Source organism: Shewanella pealeana ATCC 700345 (assembly GCF_000018285.1).
Lineage (GTDB): Bacteria > Pseudomonadota > Gammaproteobacteria > Enterobacterales > Shewanellaceae > Shewanella > Shewanella pealeana.
In genome coordinates this window covers 1,317,752-1,339,434 of record NC_009901.1, presented here as the reverse complement: position 1 = coordinate 1,339,434, position 21,683 = coordinate 1,317,752, and the positions used below count along the sequence as shown (strand labels likewise).

Genomic DNA, 21,683 nt, shown 5'->3' with positions numbered 1-21,683 from the left:
TTCTATCCGGCTCTCATCCAGCCTTTACAGTCTTAGCACTTACTAGCTATCCATTACCTTTTTAAGACCAATGACCGCATAACTGCCGAGCTACAGCTCTTAATCTTTTCGACTTTGCTCTTTCGGTTTTACCGTCTTAGATTTTTCCGCTTTAAATTCTAAAACAAAAAAGGAGCCCTTAGGCTCCTTTATAACGGCTCTTGCTTGGCAGGAGCTTCATAACCGATTGTTACCAGCTACGCATCTTATGGCCTTTTAGGGCGTAGAATAAGATGAATAGATAACAAGGTAGGCCAACCCAATAAGCTACCTGAGTATTGTCTGCAAAGTATGCCACCTTACCAAATACCAGAGGTAAGATTGCGCCCCCCGAGATCCCCATAATAAGCAATGCAGAACCTTGAGCCGTATACTTACCTAACCCTTCTAATGCTAATGGCCAGATTGATGGCCATACAAGTGCATGAGCGAGGCCCATCATAGCCACAAAAGTCACTGTGTCTGGGATCACAGGAATACCACTCCAACCCCAAAGCACATCGGCAATCATAGTGCTTTCACGCGAACCTAAGGCTGCGCCAATGATACATGCAATACCTGCTATCGCCGAGCCAAGTAGCGCCTTCTCTTGGCTGATAAACTTAGGAATACAGGTCACGCCGATAATGTAGCCAAATACCATAAACACCATGGTATAAGAGGTCAGCGACGCAAAGTTATGAACACCTAAGCTTTCGCCATACAAACCAATAGTGTCGCCAGCAATAACCTCGACGCCAACATAGGCAAACAGGGCTACGGCGCCAAGAACTACCTGCGGGAAATGGGTAATGCTGCCCTTTTCCTGATGATCTTCAGCTGCTTCAAACTCTAATTCTGGAAGCGATGAAAACTTAACTAAACCAATGAGGAAAGTCAGCGCGACAGCCATATAGATATATGGCATAACCAGTCTTGAAGACAATTCACTAATTTGTGCTAATCGCTCAGCTTCACTTAATGCAGCTAGATGATCTGCTGTAAAGTTTTCAAAACCTGAAAGTACCAATGCAGTAAATAAGATAGGTACGATGACGCCTGCACCTTTATTAATAAGCCCCATGATACTAATGCGCATCGCGGCGCTTTCTTTAGGGCCAATATGCACAACATAAGGATTAGATGCGGTTTGTAGAATGGTTAGACCGGTACCGAGAACAAACAAGGCTCCTAAGAACAGAGTATAATTTGCGCTTTGTGCCGCAGGAATAAATAGCAAAGAACCAACCACCATAATAGCTAGGCCAATTGCCATGCCATTCTTATAGCCGGTTTTCTTTAATATCGATGACATCGGCAGCGCCATCACCGTATAGGCAATATAGAAAGCAAACGTCACAAATAAGGCTTGGAATTCGTTTAGCTCACAAATAATTTTAAGGAAAGGGATCAGCGAGCCGTTAAGCCAAGTCACAAATCCGAAGATGAAAAATAACACACCAATTATGGTCATAGGCAGTAAACTGCTCTTGGGGCTAGCTTGAGCCTGAGTCGTTGCTGTCATGTATTAAACCTGCTTCTTATAGTAATTAATTTTATGATACCAGATTAAACTGCTACCCCATCCTTCATTGTTACCAGTTAACTTATGCAGACGACTGCCTGCTTATATTCTCGACTTTCACTTACAATCTCAGGCCATCTCAAGCCTAATGTTTCATCGATGTTAAAACATTACGACCAAAAAGACAACGCTGTCATTTATTGCTTCTACGGCTCAATTGAGCGCAATTGTTCCCACTATACGACTTTGACTCGAAGAGCTTAATCAAATCCTATTGTAAACAGACCAACTTAAACCTTAATGAAGATATTGCGCTTATACATCCAGTACAAAACTAACCATTGCACCAACAACAGAGAAGTTACGCTGCCAAGTGCCTGAACATGATTTGGTAGACTTGAAATGACACCACCAAATAGACTCGTTGCGGCGTACTTCCAATTGACTATGCTAGTCGCTATGTAGATAACGATAGAGTTACAGCCAATAACCGTGAAGAAAAATGCCCACTTCTGCACTTTTAAAACATCTATAATGGTGTAGAACAAGGCTAAGAAAAGTATGCTCCAACCTGAAGTCACTAAGGTAAAGCTACTGGTCCACAGGGTTTTATTCACGGGATTCCATGGCGAAACCGCCCAACCTAATACCAATAAACCTAAGCCTGACAGTGCCAATATCGCGACTTTAAACCACTCCCCTTTAACCTGTGGCTTTACAATAAAGTGCCCCACAAACACACCAAATAAGCCATTTACAACGGCAGGAACAGTCGAGAGTATTCCCTCTGGGTCGACCGCTGCATTCTGATAAGTTATGCCCGGTAACAACAAGCTATCTACAGCGGCGTTAATTGAGCCTGTCTGGCTAAAAGCGCCGCTATTACCTAACGTCATAAAAGGGAAAGTTTGCAGGACGGCGTAACCGACTAATACAAGGATGGCAGTAACTATCTGGGTTCTTAGACTGGTATGCCACACTAACAAGGCGCAGAAAAACCATGCAAAGGCAATTCTACCTAGCACGCTGGCATAACGAATATCTCCCAGCGCGAATGGTGCTCCCGTCCCCCAGCCATGGTTATAGATAACCCCAAATAGCAGTAATAGTAACAGTCGTTTAATTGCATGCTGGTATAGCGGCATCCGCTGAGGCAATGGTAGCTTGTCTAAACGCTTGGGTGACAGGCCTAGTGCAACGCCGGAGAGGAAAATAAACAGCGGGAAAATTAGATCGTAGAAAGTAAAGCCATGCCAAGTACTATGATGCATCTGGCTATCAAACCAGTTAAAACCAGCCCAGCCTGTTAATAGCAGCAAAGCTGCAAATATGGCTTCACCACCTAAGATCCAAAACATATCAAAGCCACGCAGTGCATCTAATGACTTAAGTCTAGGTTTTGCTGCCGGCTTAGAAACCGATTCAGCTGCCACACTAGCTATACTTACTCGGGGTTTATCTATTATTGTTGTCATCTAAACAGCCCTTGTTATCGCTTTTATCGCCGTCTACATAAAGCAAAGCCTCTGCAGTATTTGAAGTTATTACTTACTACAGAGGCTCAGTTTAAGTTAAAACAAGCATTGATGATTAGCCCTTAAAAACCAACTCACCACCAATATAAGTTTGATCTACGCGGTATTTGTCATCCAGTAACACCATATCTGCACGCCCGCCAACTTGTAGCGTACCCATTTTATCACTTAAGCCAAGAAACTCGGCAGGATACAAGGAAGCCATTCTTAACGCCTCGTCTGGTGCTAGCCCGAGCATATTGACGGTATTAGCCACGGCTCCAGCCATATCCAGCACACAACCTGCAAGCTCCCCCGTCACCGCATTCAGCCTATCGCCCACTCTTAATACCTGAGTGCCAAATAACTCAAAGCTCACCTCTTCATCTACACCAACAGGAGGCATTGCATCGGTCACTAGCATGACTTTACCCTTAGGTTTAGCATTGATAGCAACTCGTGCAGATGCGGGATGAACATGATGACCATCTACAATCAAGCCACACCAAGCTTCTGCGCTTTCGAGTGCAGCCCCAACCATTCCTGGGTTTCTAGAGTCCAGTGCAGACATCGCATTATAAAGATGGGTAAAGCCTATCGCCCCAGCAGCAAGAGCCGCTTTGACCGTGTCATAATCAGCATTGGAATGGCCAAGACATACCTTTACACCGGCTTTGACTAAAGCTTGAATGACATCCGGTGAGACGTTTTCAGGTGCAAGCGTTACCACTTTAATGCCTATGTCTTGGCGACTGAAAATAGCCAACTCGGCATCGGAGATCCGCCTGATATATGATTGTGGATGCACACCTTTTTTAGGTACGCTTAGATGAGGCCCCTCAAAATGTACTCCAACCACGCCAGCACTGTTCGACTCAAGCGCTAATGCTACGGCGTCAGCCGCCCTATGCATTACACCGACATCATCGGTAATGAGTGTTGGTAAGTAAGCCGTCGTGCCAAACTTTGCATGGGCTTTACCTATGGCTTCGATGCCCTCAACATTTGGCGAGGAGTTAAACAACACCCCTCCACCACCGTTGACTTGCACATCGATAAAGCCCGGTGCAATTAATCCACTGACGCGAGATTCATGGGCGCCTTGAACTGTGTCGAATGAAACAATATGACCATCTTCAAAAGTGATGGCTAAATCTGTATGAAATGTCTGCCCATCGAATACGCGGTCGGCAATTATCGTCTGCTTCATCTTATTCCCACTTAGTAAAATAGTGACCCTGCTATGCTTTTGTATACTGCTGCTGAGCAAAAAATGCAGCGCCCCACTCTGGTGGCTGCAAGCTTGGAGATAGTTTCGCAAGTACATCTTCGGCTAACCAGGGAGCTAATGGTTCTGCTAAGCCACCTATCATAGAGAATCGAGGCGGGCTAATTTCAAATAACTTTCTCACCAGCTGGCTGATATAGTTAGCGCCTTCCCGAACGATATCTAATGCTACGCCATCATCTAGTCGAGCACACTCAAATACAATATGTGCAAGCTTGGCATAGGTGCTAGAAGACTGGCCCGCTAAGTTTTCGACAATACCAAGGGCATTACTAACTTCAAAGTGTTGCAGTAACCTCTGGGTCAATAAAGTTTTTTCGCCGAAGCCATCTAAGTCCAATAATGCCGACTCACTCGCCTTTAAACCAAGCCAAGCGCCACTACCCTTATCACCTAAAGCAAACCCATGACCACCGAGAAACAACTCTTTATCACCCACACGAGCATAACCGCAAGAGCCAGTGCCAGTAATGGTCACAGCACCTTCTTCGCCCTGATGGGCACCGATACAAGCCGTATGAAGATCTGTGGTTAAATACATGCTGGCAAATGGATGTTGCCACTTCGCAATATCTTGGTAGAGACGAGGTACGTTGACCCCAGCGAGGCCAAGGCCAGCGATTAAACGTCTACTATCAGAAGGCTTAAGGCCAGCGTCGCTAAGAGCTAATTGAGTAGACTCTTCAATTGACTGAAATGTTTGAGCTAAACCATGAAGTGGATTGGCACGACCAGCAACTCCAGTGCCTAGAATGCAATAATCGTGAGTGTAGATTGTTGCACGGCACTTACTGCCGCCACCATCGATTCCAATATATAGGGACTCTTCTTTCGTCTGGCTCATGCCCATGACAGACCTCTTTATCGTTCTCATTCTATTAATACAGAATGGCTCTGGACTTTATGCGTGAATTCGCGACTAAAGCCCACTAAGTTAATCTCATGTTACAACACCAATGACAGCGTTGTCATTTATTTTTTAAACTCACCAAACAAAAAAAGGAAAACGTAGCAATACCATGAGCAGTGCTACGTTTAGGCTTAGTTATTGCTTACATAGGTAACACCAACAGCTGTTAACCATCTGTTAATTAACAACTAAGGTACGTCCTTTACGTTTGCCATCTGCGGCAATAACTCGAACTTCAACCGGAGTGGTCACCTCTACGCCCTCTACGCCCTCTGCGTATGCCTGCCACTGTCCACCAGCGTCGCGGTACTCAATTTTAAGCCCTGGGAAAATAACATTGGCAAACAGCTTCCCCTCTTTAATGACAGCCCCAGGCGTTGGCACTCTATAGGCAATATTGGCTTTATCGAGTTTTAGCAACTCTTTAGCCCCTAAAGTGTTAGCTACTCGGTGCCAATCATTGGCTTGGGCTTGGCGCATCTCTTTAGTGAAATAGCCGCTAGTTTGATTATAAACAGCGCCTTGATGCTGATAGGGCACTTCCCAGCTTGGCTGATGCCATGCACGCTCTGCAAGCATCATCAGCCGAGGAAACATCATATACTCGGCGACCTCATCACTGCGTACCGTTTCGCTCCATAGCTGACCTTGAATCCCCGCAAAGCTGAATGATGCTTTTAAGGGCCCGTTAATCACCTTGCCTGCTTCATCTGTTTTTAGGGTGTCATCGGCTTCAAATGGAAGGGCTTCGATGTCGGTCCATTGCTCCGCATTGGCGGGTAAGTTCCCAGCCATAAAGCTATGGATTTTTTTAGAGTTAGTATTACGACTCGCCCAGTAATAACCATGCTCTTTAGGATCAGCCTCATAGGGGAAATCGAAATACAGCACTTCAGGTTGTCCGAGTACCGCCTGCCAGCCAAGATTTGCTTGCTGATGCGCACGCTGGTGTCCACCATGAGCCACTACATCCCAAATATTGGATTGGACTTGCTTTGGCATGTTCTCAGGACGAGTATGGCTCATACCATCGCTCCAGCCTGCGGCTTCAATACCTTTATCAGCAAGTAGCTTAGCGGTTCTTTCAATAAAGTAGGCGCCAAGCTCTTCCATCTTGGTTACGCCTTTATCATTATTGGCAATAAAGGCTTTGCATGCTGGTGACTCTATCCAAGCACCTGCTGTTTCATCGGCGCCGATATGATATAGATCCAGTGGTACACCTGCTTGCTTATGCAGCGCAGCAATTTCATCGATCACCTTATCGATAAAGGTAAAGGTTGATTCCATACAAACGTTCAAGGTGTTGTCGCTATAGTACTGGATTGATGAATAAACCGTTTTATCTTCACTGTCTGACAATAGATATTGTTTAGCTTGTTCGGCTTTATCTGCATCCATCAAGGTGCGATATCTCGCTTCCATTGATTTAATTGCGGCGCGAGAATGACCCGGCATATCCATCGATGGGATCACTTGGATTTGCCTTGCGTTAGCGTATTGCAGAATTTCAATATAATCTGCTTTGCTATAGTAGCCATTAACTTTAGCCTCGCTAAATGGGCCACTTCCTAACTGAGGTAGCAGACAAGTATCTTCATTGAGATCATGGCAACGCTTACTGCCGACGTCTGTTAGTTCAGGCAATCCCGCTATTTCTAAGCGCCAACCTTCATCATCGGCCATATGCAGGTGTAACTTATTTAACTTATAAGCCGCCATTTGATCTAACAGATCTAGAATTAACTGTTTGCTATGGAAGTTACGCGATACATCGATATGCATGCCCCGAAAATCATAGCGCGGCGCATCCTCCACCAGCATAGGGTTGACTGTTAAGGTTTCCACATCAACCAGTGCTGCCAGTGAGGCTAAGCCATAGGAGAAGCCTGCATCGTCTGCGGCGAGAATTTTAATCTCGCTGCTAGAGATATCGAGACGATACTCTCCCAAAACTCCGGGGACAGGCAAAGGTAATAGTACCGTTTTAATCCCCTTGTCAGTTTGCTCAACCCCAAGCTGTGCTAGACGCTGTAGCGCAGCATCTACAGCCCCAGGGCTCACTCCGTTGAGTGTTAGCTTTAGGCCGCTTTTTAGTGAGACCGACTTTGCATCACTCTTTAGAGCAACCTTGGTTGGTGTCGGCAAAATAGCATTTTCGGCTAACTTTGGACTGTTAGGTGTATCTAGGTTACTGCGGTACAAGACTTGGGTTGTCGCCCATTCAAGCTTATCGGTTTCACGACGCTTATATTGAGTTTCACTGTCGGTAAACGCGCTTACATAGGGGCGTAGTTCCATGCCTGTTTCAGGGTCGAGCGATAGCTGAGTACTGCGAATAATAACCGGCTCCAAACCGTCTGCAACAATGTAGTAATTTGGCATGGCGTCAGTTTCTGATAACTGCCACAACTCGCCGCGAAATTGAATCGTTTTAGTTTGGCCCTTTTTAATGCCGCTAAAGCCAGCTGCAGGGGAGATCTTATGTAAGTCGCCCTGAATGCGAGAGATAGTGAACTCATCGCCTACAATGCTTTGAATCGGTCGCATTTGAGAGTAGTAGATAGACCAGTCTTTACTGTCGATAGCGATTTCGGATGTCAGGTCGATTTCAGCTAGGAAACAGCGACCATCGGCCGCATCTTTGTCGCAGTGCTCGTCTGGGATGTTAGTCACCACGCGGTAACGAATATCTAGGGTTTCACCAATTTTCTTCAATCTAGCTTGAGTTAGTGAACCTTGAGTCAACGCTTTATTACTAGCGGATTGTTCAACGACTTGTGAGCCTTGCTCTATGGGGAAGATGGCACTAGTAAGCTCTTCAGTTTCGCTCTGCTTTGAACATGCGCTAACTGTCAATGCTAGCGTTACTGCTGAAACTATCACTCTAATCTTCATTACATTCCCTATGATTCTATTATTAAAAGGTGAAATGCTCTTACTCGACCTCGTTATTTCTCCCCCTTATGGAAATCAACGAGAACTCAATCTTACTCAGAATTTAATACGCTTGTCTCTGATTACATTGTGTCGTTTAGGGCTCTCCTAAATGTGCCAGATAAAAAAATGGCCGAGTACTCAATCAGTACTCGGCCCACGCTAGTTTCTGGGGAGAGACTATATAGGAGTAACAAACATAATTGTTCGTCAAAAACATGGGGCGGGAGACCTCTTCCCATCCATGAAGACCTTACAACAAGCTGTCACACAAGCAGATGACAACGCTGTCATTTAGAATATACACAAACACATACAAAACAGCTACATTTATCTGACATTTGGCTCTATTTATATTTCACCCGCATAGGCACAAACAAATAAAAGCAAATTAAAACATTGCGATACGTACAAAAACCATGTACCGACGGCATAAATATCGCTTACCCATTGGCTTGCCTTTATTTGTCACTCTTTTTCCATCTCAAATTAAAACGCATTAAACACCAAACTAAAACTAATTTAAAAACAAGTGGTTACGGTAGGGCATTAATTAACTTTGGCCACTATTAGCAGTAACCAGCTATTGGGAAATATTGCGCTCAGGGTTTAATTGACAACGTTGTCACTTAAAAGTATACCTAAACACAACAAACGCCACTCATTAGCAACACAAAAGCGTTCACCTACGACTGCTTAAACAAGATTACGTTCAAGGACCCTATAACAATGAAAAATAATATCGTCCCACTTAACTCTAATGATCACCTTAGAATGTGCGTTACTGAGTCTAAAGACTATCGTCGCTTTGCCGATCAACAACTCATTCCTGTTGTTTTCCACGAATTCCATCAATTAGCGACCGAGTTTCCACTGGTATTTGTTAAGAATAGCGAAACAGGGCAGTTTATTCCTGTTGCCATGATGGGAGTTAAAAACGACTTAAACCTCTACTGCCAAACGAGTGAATGGCCTGCAATGATAAAGCCTAAAGGCTTTAATAACGCACCGTTATCTTTAGTTAAAACCAGTCAGGAAAGTGACAACGTACTTATCTGTGTCGATACAGCCAGTCCGTTAGTGACAGAAGTCAGCGAGAATGCACAGCGCTTATTTAACGATGACAAAGAGCAGAGTGACTACCTTAAGAAACGTACTCAAGCACTGCTAGAAATCGCCGCATTTAATGAGCAAACAGGCAACATTTGTCAGTTGTTAGCATCGAAAAGTTTATTCACCGCAAAACAGCTAACAATTAAGCTAGCCGAAAGTCAGCAGCCAATTAACATCGACGGCATATATGTGGTTGATGAGCAGGCCTTAAACCAGCTAAGCAATGAAGAGTTCTTATCTTTAAAAGAAAACGGCTTACTGCCATTAATCTACGCTCACCTAGTATCACTACAGCAGATCTCACGCCTGATTGAAAAGCAAAACAACTATGATCTGACTCATTAATACCAATCAACATAAATCATAGTATTAGCCAAGTTCAGCATTGCCGAACTTGGCTAAAAAGATTAACTATACCTTCTGCAAACCGTAACGCTTTATTTTCTCTAACAAGTCTCTATGCTGCGGTAACTCGGCTGTAAGCTGTTTAGCCACAGTATGCAGTCTATGCTGTAAAGCACAGGATTCAGCCCCTAGCTCAAGGTTCCTTTGCCTCCGCTCAGGGGTATGCTGCATACCGTACAGAACATAGAGGTAATTTTCTAAATCAAATACCTCGAACCTGCTAAAGAAGTCTTCTCTACAGGGCACAAAATCTTGCCACTGTGCTAACCGATTTTTGAGCTCTACAGACATAGTTTCCGGATCACGATTATCTATCCAAAATTGTGAATCTTCACGATCCGACAGGCAATAATGTAGCTTAATAAAGTCTACTACTCGCTCCCAGGCATAACCCATAACGTGATTAAAACGCTGCTGTATTGCGGCTAACTGAGAAGTAGTATCTGGAAAGCGTTGAGCTAAAAATCCGGCAGCAAAGTCGGTCAAAAGAATCGATGTCGCCTCTAATGGCTCCAAAAAGCCTTGCGCCAAGCCCAATGCCACACAGTTCTTCTCCCATGACCGCTCACGGTAACCGACTGTCATTGGAATGATTCTATGCTGATGCTCAGCAAGCGTACCGCCTAGATAGGTATCTAGCTTGCTGATTGCGGTCTCATCATCCATATATTTAGAAGAGTAGACCAAGCCAATACCGCGGCGATTACTTAAGGCTATATCCCAAATCCAACCAGCCTGATGGGCGGTAGAAATGGTAAAGGGAGGGATAACATCGTCATTGGCAGTGGGAACTTGAACGACTACTGCCTTGTCGACAAACAACTGCTCAGCCTTATTTAAAAAAGGAACCTTAAGCGCCTTATCTATAAGTATTGAAGCAAAGCCGCTACAATCAATATAGAAATCGAAATCCAGCTTGCCTGCACTATCTGTGACTAGAGATACTATCTCACCGTCTTTCCCAAGAATAACTTCCTGCACATTAGCCCAAAGGTGCTCAACTCGAAATCGCTGTTTAGCATTTTCACCGAGCAATTTAGCAAACTTAGCCGCGTTGAGGTGATAGGCATAACCGAGCTTTCCCACATATTCAGGATCGCTTATATTCTTTGGTGCCCTAAAAGCTTCACAGACTTCATGCTGCGGCGATACCGAACCAGCGTAACAACTATTTTTGTTCGCTAACCAGCGAGCAGTTAAATCTTGCAGCACTGAGCCAGGCATATCGAACAGATGGTGATAAAAGTTATCTTGCCCATGCTGGCTCTTGTCGAGCCAGTTAACGAACTTTATCGATTGTTTGAAGGTGACATCACAGCGGCGAATAAACTCGGTCTCGCTAATGCCAAAGCTTTGCAGCGACTGACGTATTGCGGGTACCGTGCCCTCCCCGACCCCAATGGTTGGGATATCCGGAGATTCGATTAACGTAATTGATAACTGATCATTTTCTTGCAGCGCTTTACCAAGATGGTTTGCCGCCAGCCAGCCCGCTGTACCACCACCAACAATCGCTATTCTTTTAATATCCATCTCACCTCCAATAATACCAATCAGTATCAACAGTAAGCTTTAGCAGTTATGCACCTGCATTTTTTGACCGGAATCACAGCGTTTAATTAGCTTTAACTGATTTTATCTTTTCAATAAAAAGCCCAGCAAATGCTGGGCTTTATCTTGTACTCATTTTTCTATTTGCTTAGAAGCGTAATGCAACACCTAGCTTATAACGCGCTTCACCTTCGAAGCTCCATGCTGGGTAACCATCCTTAAGCTCTGGCTTTACTTCAGCAGAATCTGGAGCGACACCAAGCTGTACGCTATCTTCTTCAAGTAGATTAACTACTTCGAAAGTCACAGATAGGTAATCAGTAATGTTGTAGTTAGCACTTAAATCAACAGTTCCATAGTCTTGGTGCTCACGGTTGCCGTAGAAACCTGGAAGCTCACGGATCATGTATTCACTGCGCCAGTTATAAGCTACACGAGCAGAAAAGTCTTCCATCTCGTAGTAACCCACTAGGTTAACTGTATGCTTAGATGAATCAGAGAATACACTCACTTCATCCGGATAGTTATCAGCAGGTGCATCTGAATCTGCAAAAGTATAGTTAGCTGAGTAGCCTAGGCCGTTTTCAAATGAATCTTGCAATTGAAGCTCGACACCTTGAATTTGACCACCAGTACCATTCTTCTTAGTCGACTTAGTCCAGCTATCTTCACCAGAATCAGGGTCAATAATACCGATGCTTTGATCTAAGATTTGATTTGAAGTAACGAATGAGCTGATATCTTTAATGAAATATGTTGCAGCAACTAGACCATCTGGGCTGAAGTACCATTCAACACCCAAATCTGCTTGTGTTGCTTTAAATGGTTCTAGTGCAATATTACCCGTATTAACCACTTCATTGCCCGCTGTGCCGTCGTTATAACCGGCTAGCGCAGAAGAGGCGAACATATCGCCATAGTTAGGACGAGAGATAACTTGTGATGCCGAAGTACGGATAATCACATCTGGTGCAACATCAAAGGCAACGTTTACGCTTGGTAACACATCATTGTAGCTAGCATCTCTTGTACTCAAGTTATCTGCATAAGTACCGTCAGATTGTAGCTTATAGTAATCAGAAGAGGCATCGGTTGAGATATAACGTAGACCAAAGTTACCGCGAACACCATCTGACTCGAAGTTAGCCATTAAATATAGCGCTAAGTTCTCTTCGGTAATGGTGCCGTAACCAGACTTATAAACAGTACCTTCTTTGCTAAAGCCACTAATTGCCGCGTTTGCATCTGCAAGCATTGCATCGAGGTTTGGCTTAGGTAGAGTAAAGCCTGCACCAGAAGAAACTGTTCCTGAATAGTAAGCTGATGCATCTTTAGCCGTCACATCGGCGTTAACAATAGCGGGGAAAGTTTCCTGCTTTACGTCATGGTCTGCCCAACGAACACCAGTCTTAAATGAGGTGATAGCGCCTAGATCAACAGGGACTGTCACGTCGAACTGTGCGTAAGTCTCTTCATCTGAATTTGGCTGCTTCTTAAGAGACCAACCTGCCGGAGAAAGTGGGCCACCAAAATCTCCTGCGTCAAATGACTTATTGGCGATATCGATTTTTATCTGCTCACCGGTCGCATCATAAGTTCCGGCATAATCACCAGGCTGACCTAACCAGAAACCGTAGTTAGCCGTCATATCAGTACCACCTTCAGACTTAGTGTTACCCACTCGGCCTTCTAAGGTGTAGCTGTCCGCTTCATATTTGAAATCCAAATCATAAGTATTTGAATCCATGCTCGCTTTACGAGCCCAAGTTTGCGCCCAACCTGGGTTCTCGCCCTTGCCATCGCGACGATAGAAGGTACAAGTGCCCGATGCGTTAGTTTGCTCACAAGCCGCTTCTTTATCATCAGGGAACATGGTAAACAGTGAGGTATTGGCGTTATTAGCTTTCATATCAAGCGTCATGATATTCAAGCCAAACTCTAGGTTATCTGTCGGGCGGTATTGTAATGCACCGTTAATTGCTGTGCGCTCACGCTCTTGCTCAAACGTTGTAGGAACGATATCCCCCCAACCGACTAGCGATTCAATTCCGTTACGCTGGTAGTTAGTTTCTGAAGCTGCAGCTGAAAGTAGGAAACCGAAGTTTTCATCTTCATTTTTCCAGCTGTATAAACCAGAAAGCTCAGGATCGACCTCTTCAGAGATTGTGCCATAGTCGCCTTTAGCGCTGATAAATACTGAGTTTGCATCCAAGTCTAGTGGCTTACGGGTCTTAACGATTACCGTACCACCGATACCACCTTCAGGAATATCCGCTTGTGATGACTTATAAACTTCGATTGCGCCTACCATTTCAGGCGGAAGTAGAGAGTAGTTAAAGCTACGGTCGATGGCCTGTTGGTCGTACCAACCCGTCGATGCTACTGAATGGCCATTAAGCAAAGTTCGAGTCAGCTGGCTCGATGCTCCTCGAATAGAAACCTGCTGGCCTTGGCCAAACTGACGGTTAACGGCAACACCCGGAATACGGCCTAGTGATTCACCTACATCACCATCGGGAAACTTACCAATATCTTCAGCAGTTACGGCATCAACCACTGAATCAGAGAATCTTTTGGCATTGATTGAGGCTTTCATTGAGGCTCGCATGCCGCGCACTTCAATCTTCTCAATGTTTTCGTCTGCTGCTGCAGCTTTCGCATCAGCCTCTGCCGCCATAGCAGAAACAGACAAAGCCCCGCTCATCAGCAGTGCGATATTTGTAGCTAGTACACTTTTCTTAAAGGTTAATGGTCGCATCTCGTTTCCCTTCCATAACTTATTATCTTTTTTTATATCCATAACCATTCCAGAAGCGGAATGACAACGCTGTCATGTCTAGGGCAAACATTACACAATTATTAACAGTCGCGCCACAACAAAATAACCAACACACTCACAATAATCGTATACAATAACATTTCCGCAAAAACACTCGCGTATTTACCTTTTAAATACAGAAAGTTAACTACGCACAAACAAGCTGCTCAATAAGTGAACTTTTTTGCTTTAGGGTGAAAAAACATAAAAAGTTGACCGCTTATCATTGCTAAATCGACTAAAACTTCGCACTATATCGCTAAATTTCCGGACAAATTGCACCTTTGCCACGCTGTTTGTTAATCTTGTGTTACCATCTTTTGGCAGCACAAAGTGTGTAACTAACGAGAATATTGCTTAATGAAAGTCACCATAAATGATGTTGCCAAACATGCTGGCGTATCGATTAAAACAGTGTCACGGGTTACCAATAATGAGCCATCGGTAAAGCAGGCCACGATAGATAAAGTCAATGCAGCTATTAACGAGCTGAACTATCAGCCTAATTTAGCTGCAAGAAACTTAGCTGGCACTAAGTCCTATGTAATTGGTTTTATTTACGATAATCCAAATGCTTATTACATCATCGATATGCAGAACGGTATCCTGTCTGCATGCAAAGATCTGGGCTACGAATTATTAATTCACCCTTGTAACTCAAGAGCCGAGAACATCTGTGAAGAGCTAACCAAGTTAGTTAAGCATAACCGTTTATCAGGCTTGGTGCTTACACCACCATTATCAGAAGATCCGGTGATCTTGGCCGCCCTTGATAATATCGACGCGAATTATGTGCGCATTATCGCGGGCGAGAAAGCCGACAAAGGCTCTGGATTAGCAGTTTTGGTCAATGACAGATCCGGTGCGATATCCATAACTCAGCATCTTATCGACTTGGGGCATCGAGATATCGCTTTCTTAAGTGGCGATCATGAACATGAATCAACTAAAGAGCGTTTAGCTGGATTTAAACAAGCACTAGAAGATAACAAGATCTCTGTTAACCAAGACCATATCATCGATGGTAAATACTCTTTCGAGTCAGGGGTTCAAGGTGCAAAGCAATTATTGAATCAAAGCGTTAGACCAACTGCCATTGTCGCTTGTAACGATGAAATCGCTGCAGGTGCTTTGTTTGCAGCACGATTAGAGGGAGTGGATATTCCTGCTGAGATCTCAATTGTAGGCTTCGAGGATAGTCCATTTTCACGCCAAACATGGCCTAAACTTACGACCGTGCATCAGCCCAATGAGGAGATCGCGCATATTGCGACTGAATTATTGATAGCGAAACGTAGAGAGGAAAAATCAGACTTGGCTAAAATATTCCAGCCGGAGCCAGTGATTAGAGACTCTTCTGCCAAGCCAAGAGCTTAATTAGATTTAACTCAACTTCTTGTACTGCTTCTAGTACAACTCTAACTTTTTCGCATTATTTGTCATAACTGATAATGCGAAAAAGTCGTTAATCGCTATACCGCTTCTTCGTTCTCTTCACCAGTACGAATACGAATAACACGTTCAATATCAGTGACAAAAATCTTTCCATCACCAATTTTACCTGTACGCGCGGTATCAACAATAACTTCTAATGCCTGCTCTAAAAGCTCATCTTGGATCACTAGCTCAATTTTGACCTTAGGCAGAAAGTCGACCATATACTCAGCGCCACGATAAAGCTCGGTATGTCCTTTTTGGCGACCAAAACCTTTAACTTCTGAAACAGTCATACCAGTAATACCTATATCAGCAAGTGATTCGCGCACATCATCTAACTTAAATGGTTTAATAATGGCTTCGACTTTTTTCATTGTAAAACTCCCTAAAAACTTGCTGAAAGGCTCAATTTGGCTGCGCGCTAGCTTATCACGCACTAGTAAAACTATGAAGCCTAAAGTGATTTATGGCATAGCACAAAAGTAAACGCAGTCTTCATATAACAGAACAATATATCAATGAACACTTACAATAGATATCTGTAAGCTACACTTTGCTTTTACCCCCACCTCCTAATATTTACAGGATGTAAATATTAAAACAACTCAAGGATGAGTTAATATGCCCCACAAAACTACAGGTTTTACCTTAATCGAACTCATGGTTACTCTCGTCGTAGCGACCATTCTAATAGTCATAGCCGTCCCCTCGTTCACGATTTTTTATGCCCAAGCACGTGCCGACTCAAACATAAGAAAAATTCAACAATCGATACAATTAGCAAGAAATCATGCCGTTTCCTATGGCTCAAGAGTGACGGTTTGCCCTATCACCGCACAAGGCTGCAGCGAAAACTGGCGCAATAATATTACCGTTTTCAGCGACTCAGGTCAGCCCAACTTAATTGACGGTAATGATCGAGTTATTTATCAAGTCGGCCCTTTTAACACTAAGGATTATGTTGGATACAACCGTCCGGCAATCAGGTTCCTACCCGATGGGCTCGCCTCTGGTACTAATGGAACCTTGAGTTACTGCCCGGATACAATCAATAACTCAGAATCTCGTGCCGTCATTGTTAGCCAATCGGGAAGAGTGAGGTTCTCACAGAAAAACGACATCAGCTGCGATTAGTATTTCATAGAGGCGTTTACGATACTCTAAAACTCTTACAGATTAAAAAGTCAAAAATGCCTACAAGCCAATATATTGGCGCGTTTTTAGCCCGATTTATCTGCTGAAAATTAGTACACTTTGTAATATACTTGCATATGTTATTAGGCAAAGGATATCGCCATGAAAGACTATAAAAAAAGAATAAGCGCTTTCACTCTTGTCGAGCTAATGGTGACTTTAGCTGTCGCGACAATATTAATTACCGTCGCTGCGCCCTCTTTTAATTCTTTTTATGAAAACTCCCGTAGTGACTCAGCGATTAGAAATATACAGCAATCATTACAGTTAGCTAGAAGCCAAGCTGTAAGTTACGGTTCTACCGTTACAGTTTGCCCATTGAGAGATGGAACATGCGGAACAGATTGGCAAAATGGTTTTAGCGTTTTTATCGATAATGGAGTACTTGGAACACTTGATAGCACAAATGGTATAGACGATAAGGTGATCAGAGTTATAGACGGTTTTAATTCAAAGGACTTTGTTTCTTATGATGAAAAATCCGTTAGTTTTTCATCTGACGGTCTTATAACTGGAAGTTTTACTTCTGGTGTTATTTCGTACTGCCCAACGAATAAAACCAATGTTAATTCGAAAGCAATTGAATTAGGTCGAGCGGGGAAAAGTCGATTCTCATCAGCAGCTACAAGCTGTAGCTAAACGAAAAGCAGTAATAGATTAAATTACTGCTTTAAATAAAGCGATTATCGCACCGTAAGACTATCTAGTTTTTTACCCGCAGCCGTATTAAATGTTTCATGTAAGCCTACACACTCAACAACCTCCTTAATGTAAGCTCGCTTACCATCATTTCTGTCTGGTACTTTTCTCGCGGGCAACTTTGCTATCTTTAACTGTAACTTATTAACTGGCCATGAATAGAAGGCTATTTGATCTACAGTGGTCGTTTTAAGAAAGCATTTATAGTCTTTCATCTCTTTTGTCTTTGCCATCACAGTTGGACTCGATAACAATATTAAAGACAAGCAACATATGATTTTATTCATTACCAACACTCCAATGGTGTCTTAACTCCTGACTCATTAATCGTCATTGTATTACAGACTTGGTCTCTATAAGCATGATCGCCAGTCGCCGTAGCAGTTAATTTAAACTGTCCTTTTTCAGGGACTTCACTACTGATTTTATAGTAACCATTTTCACTCAAAGCTGGGCTTGCAGAGTAACCCAAAGTGGCCATATTCACGGTATAGGTTCGACTATCTAGATATAGCTGCTCTTGTTTATTAGCTGCCTCTAGTAGTATCACTTTCGCATCAGAACGTCCGGCTTGAAGAATATAGTCGATATAAGAGGGGTATGCGATTGATGCCAAGATCCCTATTATTGCAACAGTAATCATTAACTCAATAAGTGTAAAACCTTTAGCATTAAACATAAAATACCTTAGTCATTTGCATGGTAGTAAATTCGGTTAATCCCAAGAGCCGATCCAACACACTTATCATCACCATTTTGACAATCTGGTGGTTTAGGACAATTTACGTCTCCCTCAACGCAAGGTAATCTTGGAGCATCTGGAATGGGAAAATAGATATCTCCCTCTGGGATTAGAGGAGGAGGCGTATCTGGTACTCTTTCCCCTAATTCAATATACTCTTGCGTATATGTACGAGTCCCCTTATGTAAAGCAAAAGAATATAGGCGGCCCATTCCAGCAATCAGACATTGGTTGGTTGAAGAGGTATCACCGGGTACATAAGAAGTAAAGTAAACCCGTCCCTGAATAATCGATGCGCCGGCTAGACTCTTCTCTCCAATCGCTCCTAGGCTATAATACCAGCCAAACTTCTTACCAAAGGTAATATCCTCCGATTCAGTAGAGGCTGCTTTACTCGTGATATCATAAAGATCCACCAAAGTAATGGGCTCTGGAACCGTATTTCCATTGGTTCCATTAAAAGATCGTGTTACTACATTACGATCTTGTAGAGTAAATAGCTTATCCTGACGAGTCTTGTCTGAAGGGTGCGGCCTATGCCCTGTCCCAATAGCTACGGCATCATAAGGTATGTCCTGATAAGTTTTTACTGTCGTAGTGGTGCCATCATAAGTCACATCAACTTCAGCTAAGTTAGTAAAAACCGTTTGAGCAACAACAGGCTCAGCAAAGAAGCGTCTATCGCTTGTTAAAGAACTCCCTCCTAAATCAGCAAATTTAAATGCTGTCCAAGGATTGGTTGAATCTTTAGGGTTAGCACTTGGTAAATCTAGTCGCCAAACATTGCCGCCAGTATCTGATGCATAAATCCTATCGGTTAACTTATCGCTGTTACTGTCTAAAACTGCCACTGAGTTCGGAATACTATCTGTTATCCCTGGGATCTGAGTCGCACTTGATGATGAATCAGGCCCAAATGTATGCACTAAAGTGCCAGTTTCTGCATCAACAATATAAACTCCACGACCTTCAGTGTCTTGAATTCCTACGTTAGCGCCATCTTTGGTTGACGGCGAGTAACCCGCACCAAAAATTAATACGGGTTTAGCTTTACTCGGATCGGTATTGCCTGCAGGCCAACCTGGGATGTGGGTCACTACGGGTTCAGACCAAGTTTGTGCTAGCTCAGACATTCCGGCGCTATCTGGATCAATCTTCCACATAAACCTAGGAGAGTCTGGAGTCGTTACATCAAATGCATAGTAAGATTTACCACCACGTCGCATACCAACAAAGACCCATGCTTTATCTAAGCCTGATGCACCAGTCTTAACGTAACTAACGGGTGAACTATCTAGGCCATAAACAGAGTGGACGCCCGTAGGTACATTTGCCTTTAGCTCTCTAATATTAGGTAATAACTCATAAGGCATGAAGGCCCATGACTCGCTAACGGTTTCATTTTCATCCTTAAACATATGCAAAAAACCATGATTGGTTCCCATAATGATACGAATATCAGGTATGTTAGCTGTACCAAAGTTGATCGCTAATGGCCGAGAATGAAGTGGGTCACCCATTAGTTCGTCACGGGCATCATCTGTCTGTGAATTACCATTATCATCATCGACATCGTAGCCTTTTGCCCAATTAAACATATCTTCCAGTTGGGTTTCATCCACTCCCATATGCAATGAAAGTTTAGCATCGCCCCCCGCATAACTAGATGCGTTAGACTTATTAAATGTCGCCATAGCACCATTAGTGCCGATATTACTCAATAGTTTTCTCTTCTGTATATATCCTATAGAGTCTGCTGCCCCACCAACTCTAACGTCATTACCGTCACCACCATCACTAGCTGAGGCACAGGTAGAATCTGATGTCCAATAAGAACACGCCGATGACACTAAATTACCATCGTTGCCTAAAGCATTAGCCCCACTCTTATCGACGATATCACCATCACCTGTTACTCTGAACTTTTTCAAGTTACCAGACCACCTCGGCCCTTTATTCGGTAAAAACATCGCATAGTAGACGGAATCAAAGGTTCGTGTTCTGTCAAAATTATTGCTAGCTATAGAGGGAGAGGTAAAGCTTGCGTTAACTTCCAAGATCTGAGAAAAGACCTGTTGTAATGCTGCCTGTAAAGCGGACGCATCCGCTGCATGAAAGTACTCTCCCCCCCCTTTCTCTGCCGTTTTCTTAAGGAGCGCGGCAGCCGCATCAGCGCCTTCACTAAAGCCTATCGTAAATGTCGTTACATTTTGGTCATCAGGATAGGCTTCAGATGTATTGACATCATTAGTATTCATCCAGCCAGCTAACGCTGGCAGGTAACTGGTAAAAGAGGGGCTAGTGTTTATAAATTTGTCGCTAGAGCTTACGCCGGGTAATTCCAATACTTTTTGATCAGCATTATTGTCTAATGTCGGAACACCATCGGTTATATACACGACATAGGCTCTGTTCTGGCATTCTTTAAAAGGCGAAACATACTTCCCGTCAGATTCAACATCCTTGTGCGTGTCGCGAGGGGGGATATTCTTTTTATAACCTAAGTTACCGACATTATAATCGTCGTCACCGAAATAAACGCTTTTACCAGAAAAATAGCGATAGGCTTCATAAAGGGTTTCACATAACGGCGTATTGGTCGATGCTGGTAAGTTATCAATGGTTTCCAGTAAAGAGATTTTATTCGCTTCGTTCATCACCTTTATACCAGAGATAATCCGTCCACCATCACCATCCCCCTCTCGAGGGTAGTTAATGTTAAAAATAGCTAAGCCGAAATCCACACTTGGCGTTGTGACAATGGTATTTTTAATCACTTCTTTTGCGATTGCTAAACGGGTCTGAGGTACACTTTCTTGGTCGCCGTGATACCAGCGTAAATAGTTATCGGTATAGAGGGTTATTGATTGACCTGTACCAAAGCCAGTCTGCTGTGCTTTTGTATGTGCTGCATCAATTTCAGCAGTGGTTGAACTAGCATTAACCTCGGCATAGCGAATTGGATTTTTCTTATTACCAGCACTATCAATTGGAAACCCTGAAGGTTGATTAGGAGCATTACGCCATTTTTTACCTTCAATATCATCGAAACAATCAATATGAGTTATATTAGCGCCATTGTTATCGGGCACTTCCTGCCAAGTCCCATTTTGCCCTGAAAAGCCATACTCCCTGAAAAAACCGGTAAACACACCGTAATTCTTTAAATATTCCCAAGAGGTCTCACAACCGTTTATCTCTGATAAAAAACGACGGCTTTCTGATGGGCTATCAGGCACAGGCATTGCTGTATTATCAATACCACCTTTAGTAAAATAAACCATTCTCTCCTGTAGAGAATTATCACTTCCTACCGCAGGATAAGTGACATCCGGATCATAAAATGCCTCAGCATCATCGACCATATTCCCCATACTGCCTGAGTTATCAAAGATAATGAGCACTTGAGGTCTTGCCCCAGACCGAGCGGTCGATTCATAAACATAGAGCTCAGTATCATCACTATGACTTGCGCCAGAGAGAACGACTACAGCAAATGCTACCGCTGTTAAAATTCGCTTACCCAACATAG

Annotated in this window: 15 protein-coding genes; 4 read left to right on the top strand and 11 right to left on the bottom strand. The window is 43.4% G+C overall.

What is annotated here, in order from left to right:
• Positions 1-229: 229 nt before the first annotated feature.
• From SPEA_RS05750 to SPEA_RS05730, 5 genes are all read right to left on the bottom strand, one after another.
• Entirely contained in the window at positions 230-1,543 is a 1,314-nt protein-coding gene (locus tag SPEA_RS05750; protein WP_012154362.1) for a sugar MFS transporter, read from the bottom strand.
• A 290-nt stretch (positions 1,544-1,833) separates the two neighbouring features.
• Positions 1,834-3,018, bottom strand: a complete 1,185-nt coding sequence (gene nagX, locus SPEA_RS05745) for a transmembrane glucosamine N-acetyltransferase NagX (RefSeq protein ID WP_012154361.1) — start codon at positions 3,016-3,018, stop codon at positions 1,834-1,836.
• Positions 3,019-3,133: 115 nt separating this feature from the next.
• Positions 3,134-4,267: an N-acetylglucosamine-6-phosphate deacetylase gene (nagA, locus tag SPEA_RS05740; protein ID WP_012154360.1), complete on the bottom strand. Its 1,134-nt coding sequence runs from the start codon at positions 4,265-4,267 to the stop codon at positions 3,134-3,136.
• Positions 4,268-4,298: 31 nt separating this feature from the next.
• Positions 4,299-5,195: an N-acetylglucosamine kinase gene (nagK, locus tag SPEA_RS05735; RefSeq protein WP_012154359.1), complete on the bottom strand. Its 897-nt coding sequence runs from the start codon at positions 5,193-5,195 to the stop codon at positions 4,299-4,301.
• A 237-nt stretch (positions 5,196-5,432) separates the two neighbouring features.
• A complete protein-coding gene (locus tag SPEA_RS05730; RefSeq protein ID WP_012154358.1) occupies positions 5,433-8,153 on the bottom strand; it encodes a beta-N-acetylhexosaminidase in 2,721 nt (906 codons plus the stop codon).
• Between the two features lie 768 nt (positions 8,154-8,921).
• Here SPEA_RS05730 and SPEA_RS05725 point away from each other — a divergent pair.
• Positions 8,922-9,650 carry a SapC family protein gene (locus SPEA_RS05725; RefSeq protein ID WP_012154357.1) on the top strand — a complete coding sequence of 243 codons (729 nt, stop codon included), beginning with the start codon at positions 8,922-8,924 and terminating at the stop codon, positions 9,648-9,650.
• Between the two features lie 66 nt (positions 9,651-9,716).
• Here the strand turns inward: SPEA_RS05725 and SPEA_RS05720 are convergent, their stop codons facing one another.
• Together SPEA_RS05720 and SPEA_RS05715 are read right to left on the bottom strand one after the other, a co-directional pair.
• Entirely contained in the window at positions 9,717-11,243 is a 1,527-nt protein-coding gene (locus SPEA_RS05720) for a tryptophan halogenase family protein (RefSeq protein WP_012154356.1), read from the bottom strand.
• A 166-nt stretch (positions 11,244-11,409) separates the two neighbouring features.
• Positions 11,410-14,019, bottom strand: a complete 2,610-nt coding sequence (locus SPEA_RS05715) for a TonB-dependent receptor (protein WP_012154355.1) — start codon at positions 14,017-14,019, stop codon at positions 11,410-11,412.
• 420 nt (positions 14,020-14,439) lie between these two features.
• Here SPEA_RS05715 and SPEA_RS05710 point away from each other — a divergent pair, with 420 nt between their 5' ends.
• On the top strand, positions 14,440-15,456 hold the full coding sequence (locus tag SPEA_RS05710) for a LacI family DNA-binding transcriptional regulator (protein ID WP_012154354.1): 1,017 nt from the start codon (positions 14,440-14,442) through the stop codon (positions 15,454-15,456).
• A 95-nt stretch (positions 15,457-15,551) separates the two neighbouring features.
• Here the strand turns inward: SPEA_RS05710 and SPEA_RS05705 are convergent, their stop codons facing one another.
• Complete coding sequence (locus tag SPEA_RS05705) at positions 15,552-15,890, bottom strand: P-II family nitrogen regulator (RefSeq protein ID WP_012154353.1); 339 nt, start codon at positions 15,888-15,890, stop codon at positions 15,552-15,554.
• A gap of 247 nt (positions 15,891-16,137) precedes the next feature.
• Here SPEA_RS05705 and SPEA_RS05700 point away from each other — a divergent pair, with 247 nt between their 5' ends.
• Both SPEA_RS05700 and SPEA_RS05695 read left to right on the top strand, forming a co-directional pair.
• Positions 16,138-16,650: a GspH/FimT family pseudopilin gene (locus SPEA_RS05700; protein ID WP_012154352.1), complete on the top strand. Its 513-nt coding sequence runs from the start codon at positions 16,138-16,140 to the stop codon at positions 16,648-16,650.
• 162 nt (positions 16,651-16,812) lie between these two features.
• Positions 16,813-17,349: a GspH/FimT family pseudopilin gene (locus SPEA_RS05695; protein ID WP_012154351.1), complete on the top strand. Its 537-nt coding sequence runs from the start codon at positions 16,813-16,815 to the stop codon at positions 17,347-17,349.
• Positions 17,350-17,393: 44 nt separating this feature from the next.
• On the opposite strand, the gene SPEA_RS05690 is transcribed toward SPEA_RS05695, so the two are convergent.
• From SPEA_RS05690 to SPEA_RS05680, 3 genes are read right to left on the bottom strand one after another with little or no spacing between them, the layout of a single operon-like run.
• The gene (locus SPEA_RS05690) at positions 17,394-17,696 is read right to left on the bottom strand and encodes a TapY2 family type IVa secretion system protein (protein WP_041410858.1); all 303 of its coding nucleotides are present in this window, start codon (positions 17,694-17,696) and stop codon (positions 17,394-17,396) included.
• The gene (locus SPEA_RS05685) at positions 17,696-18,088 is read right to left on the bottom strand and encodes a type IV pilin protein (RefSeq protein WP_012154349.1); all 393 of its coding nucleotides are present in this window, start codon (positions 18,086-18,088) and stop codon (positions 17,696-17,698) included. The genes SPEA_RS05690 and SPEA_RS05685 overlap by 1 nt, the downstream gene beginning before the upstream one ends.
• Positions 18,089-18,096: 8 nt before the next feature.
• The gene (locus SPEA_RS05680; protein WP_012154348.1) at positions 18,097-21,681 is read right to left on the bottom strand and encodes a pilus assembly protein; all 3,585 of its coding nucleotides are present in this window, start codon (positions 21,679-21,681) and stop codon (positions 18,097-18,099) included.
• Between the last annotated feature and the right edge of the window lie 2 nt (positions 21,682-21,683).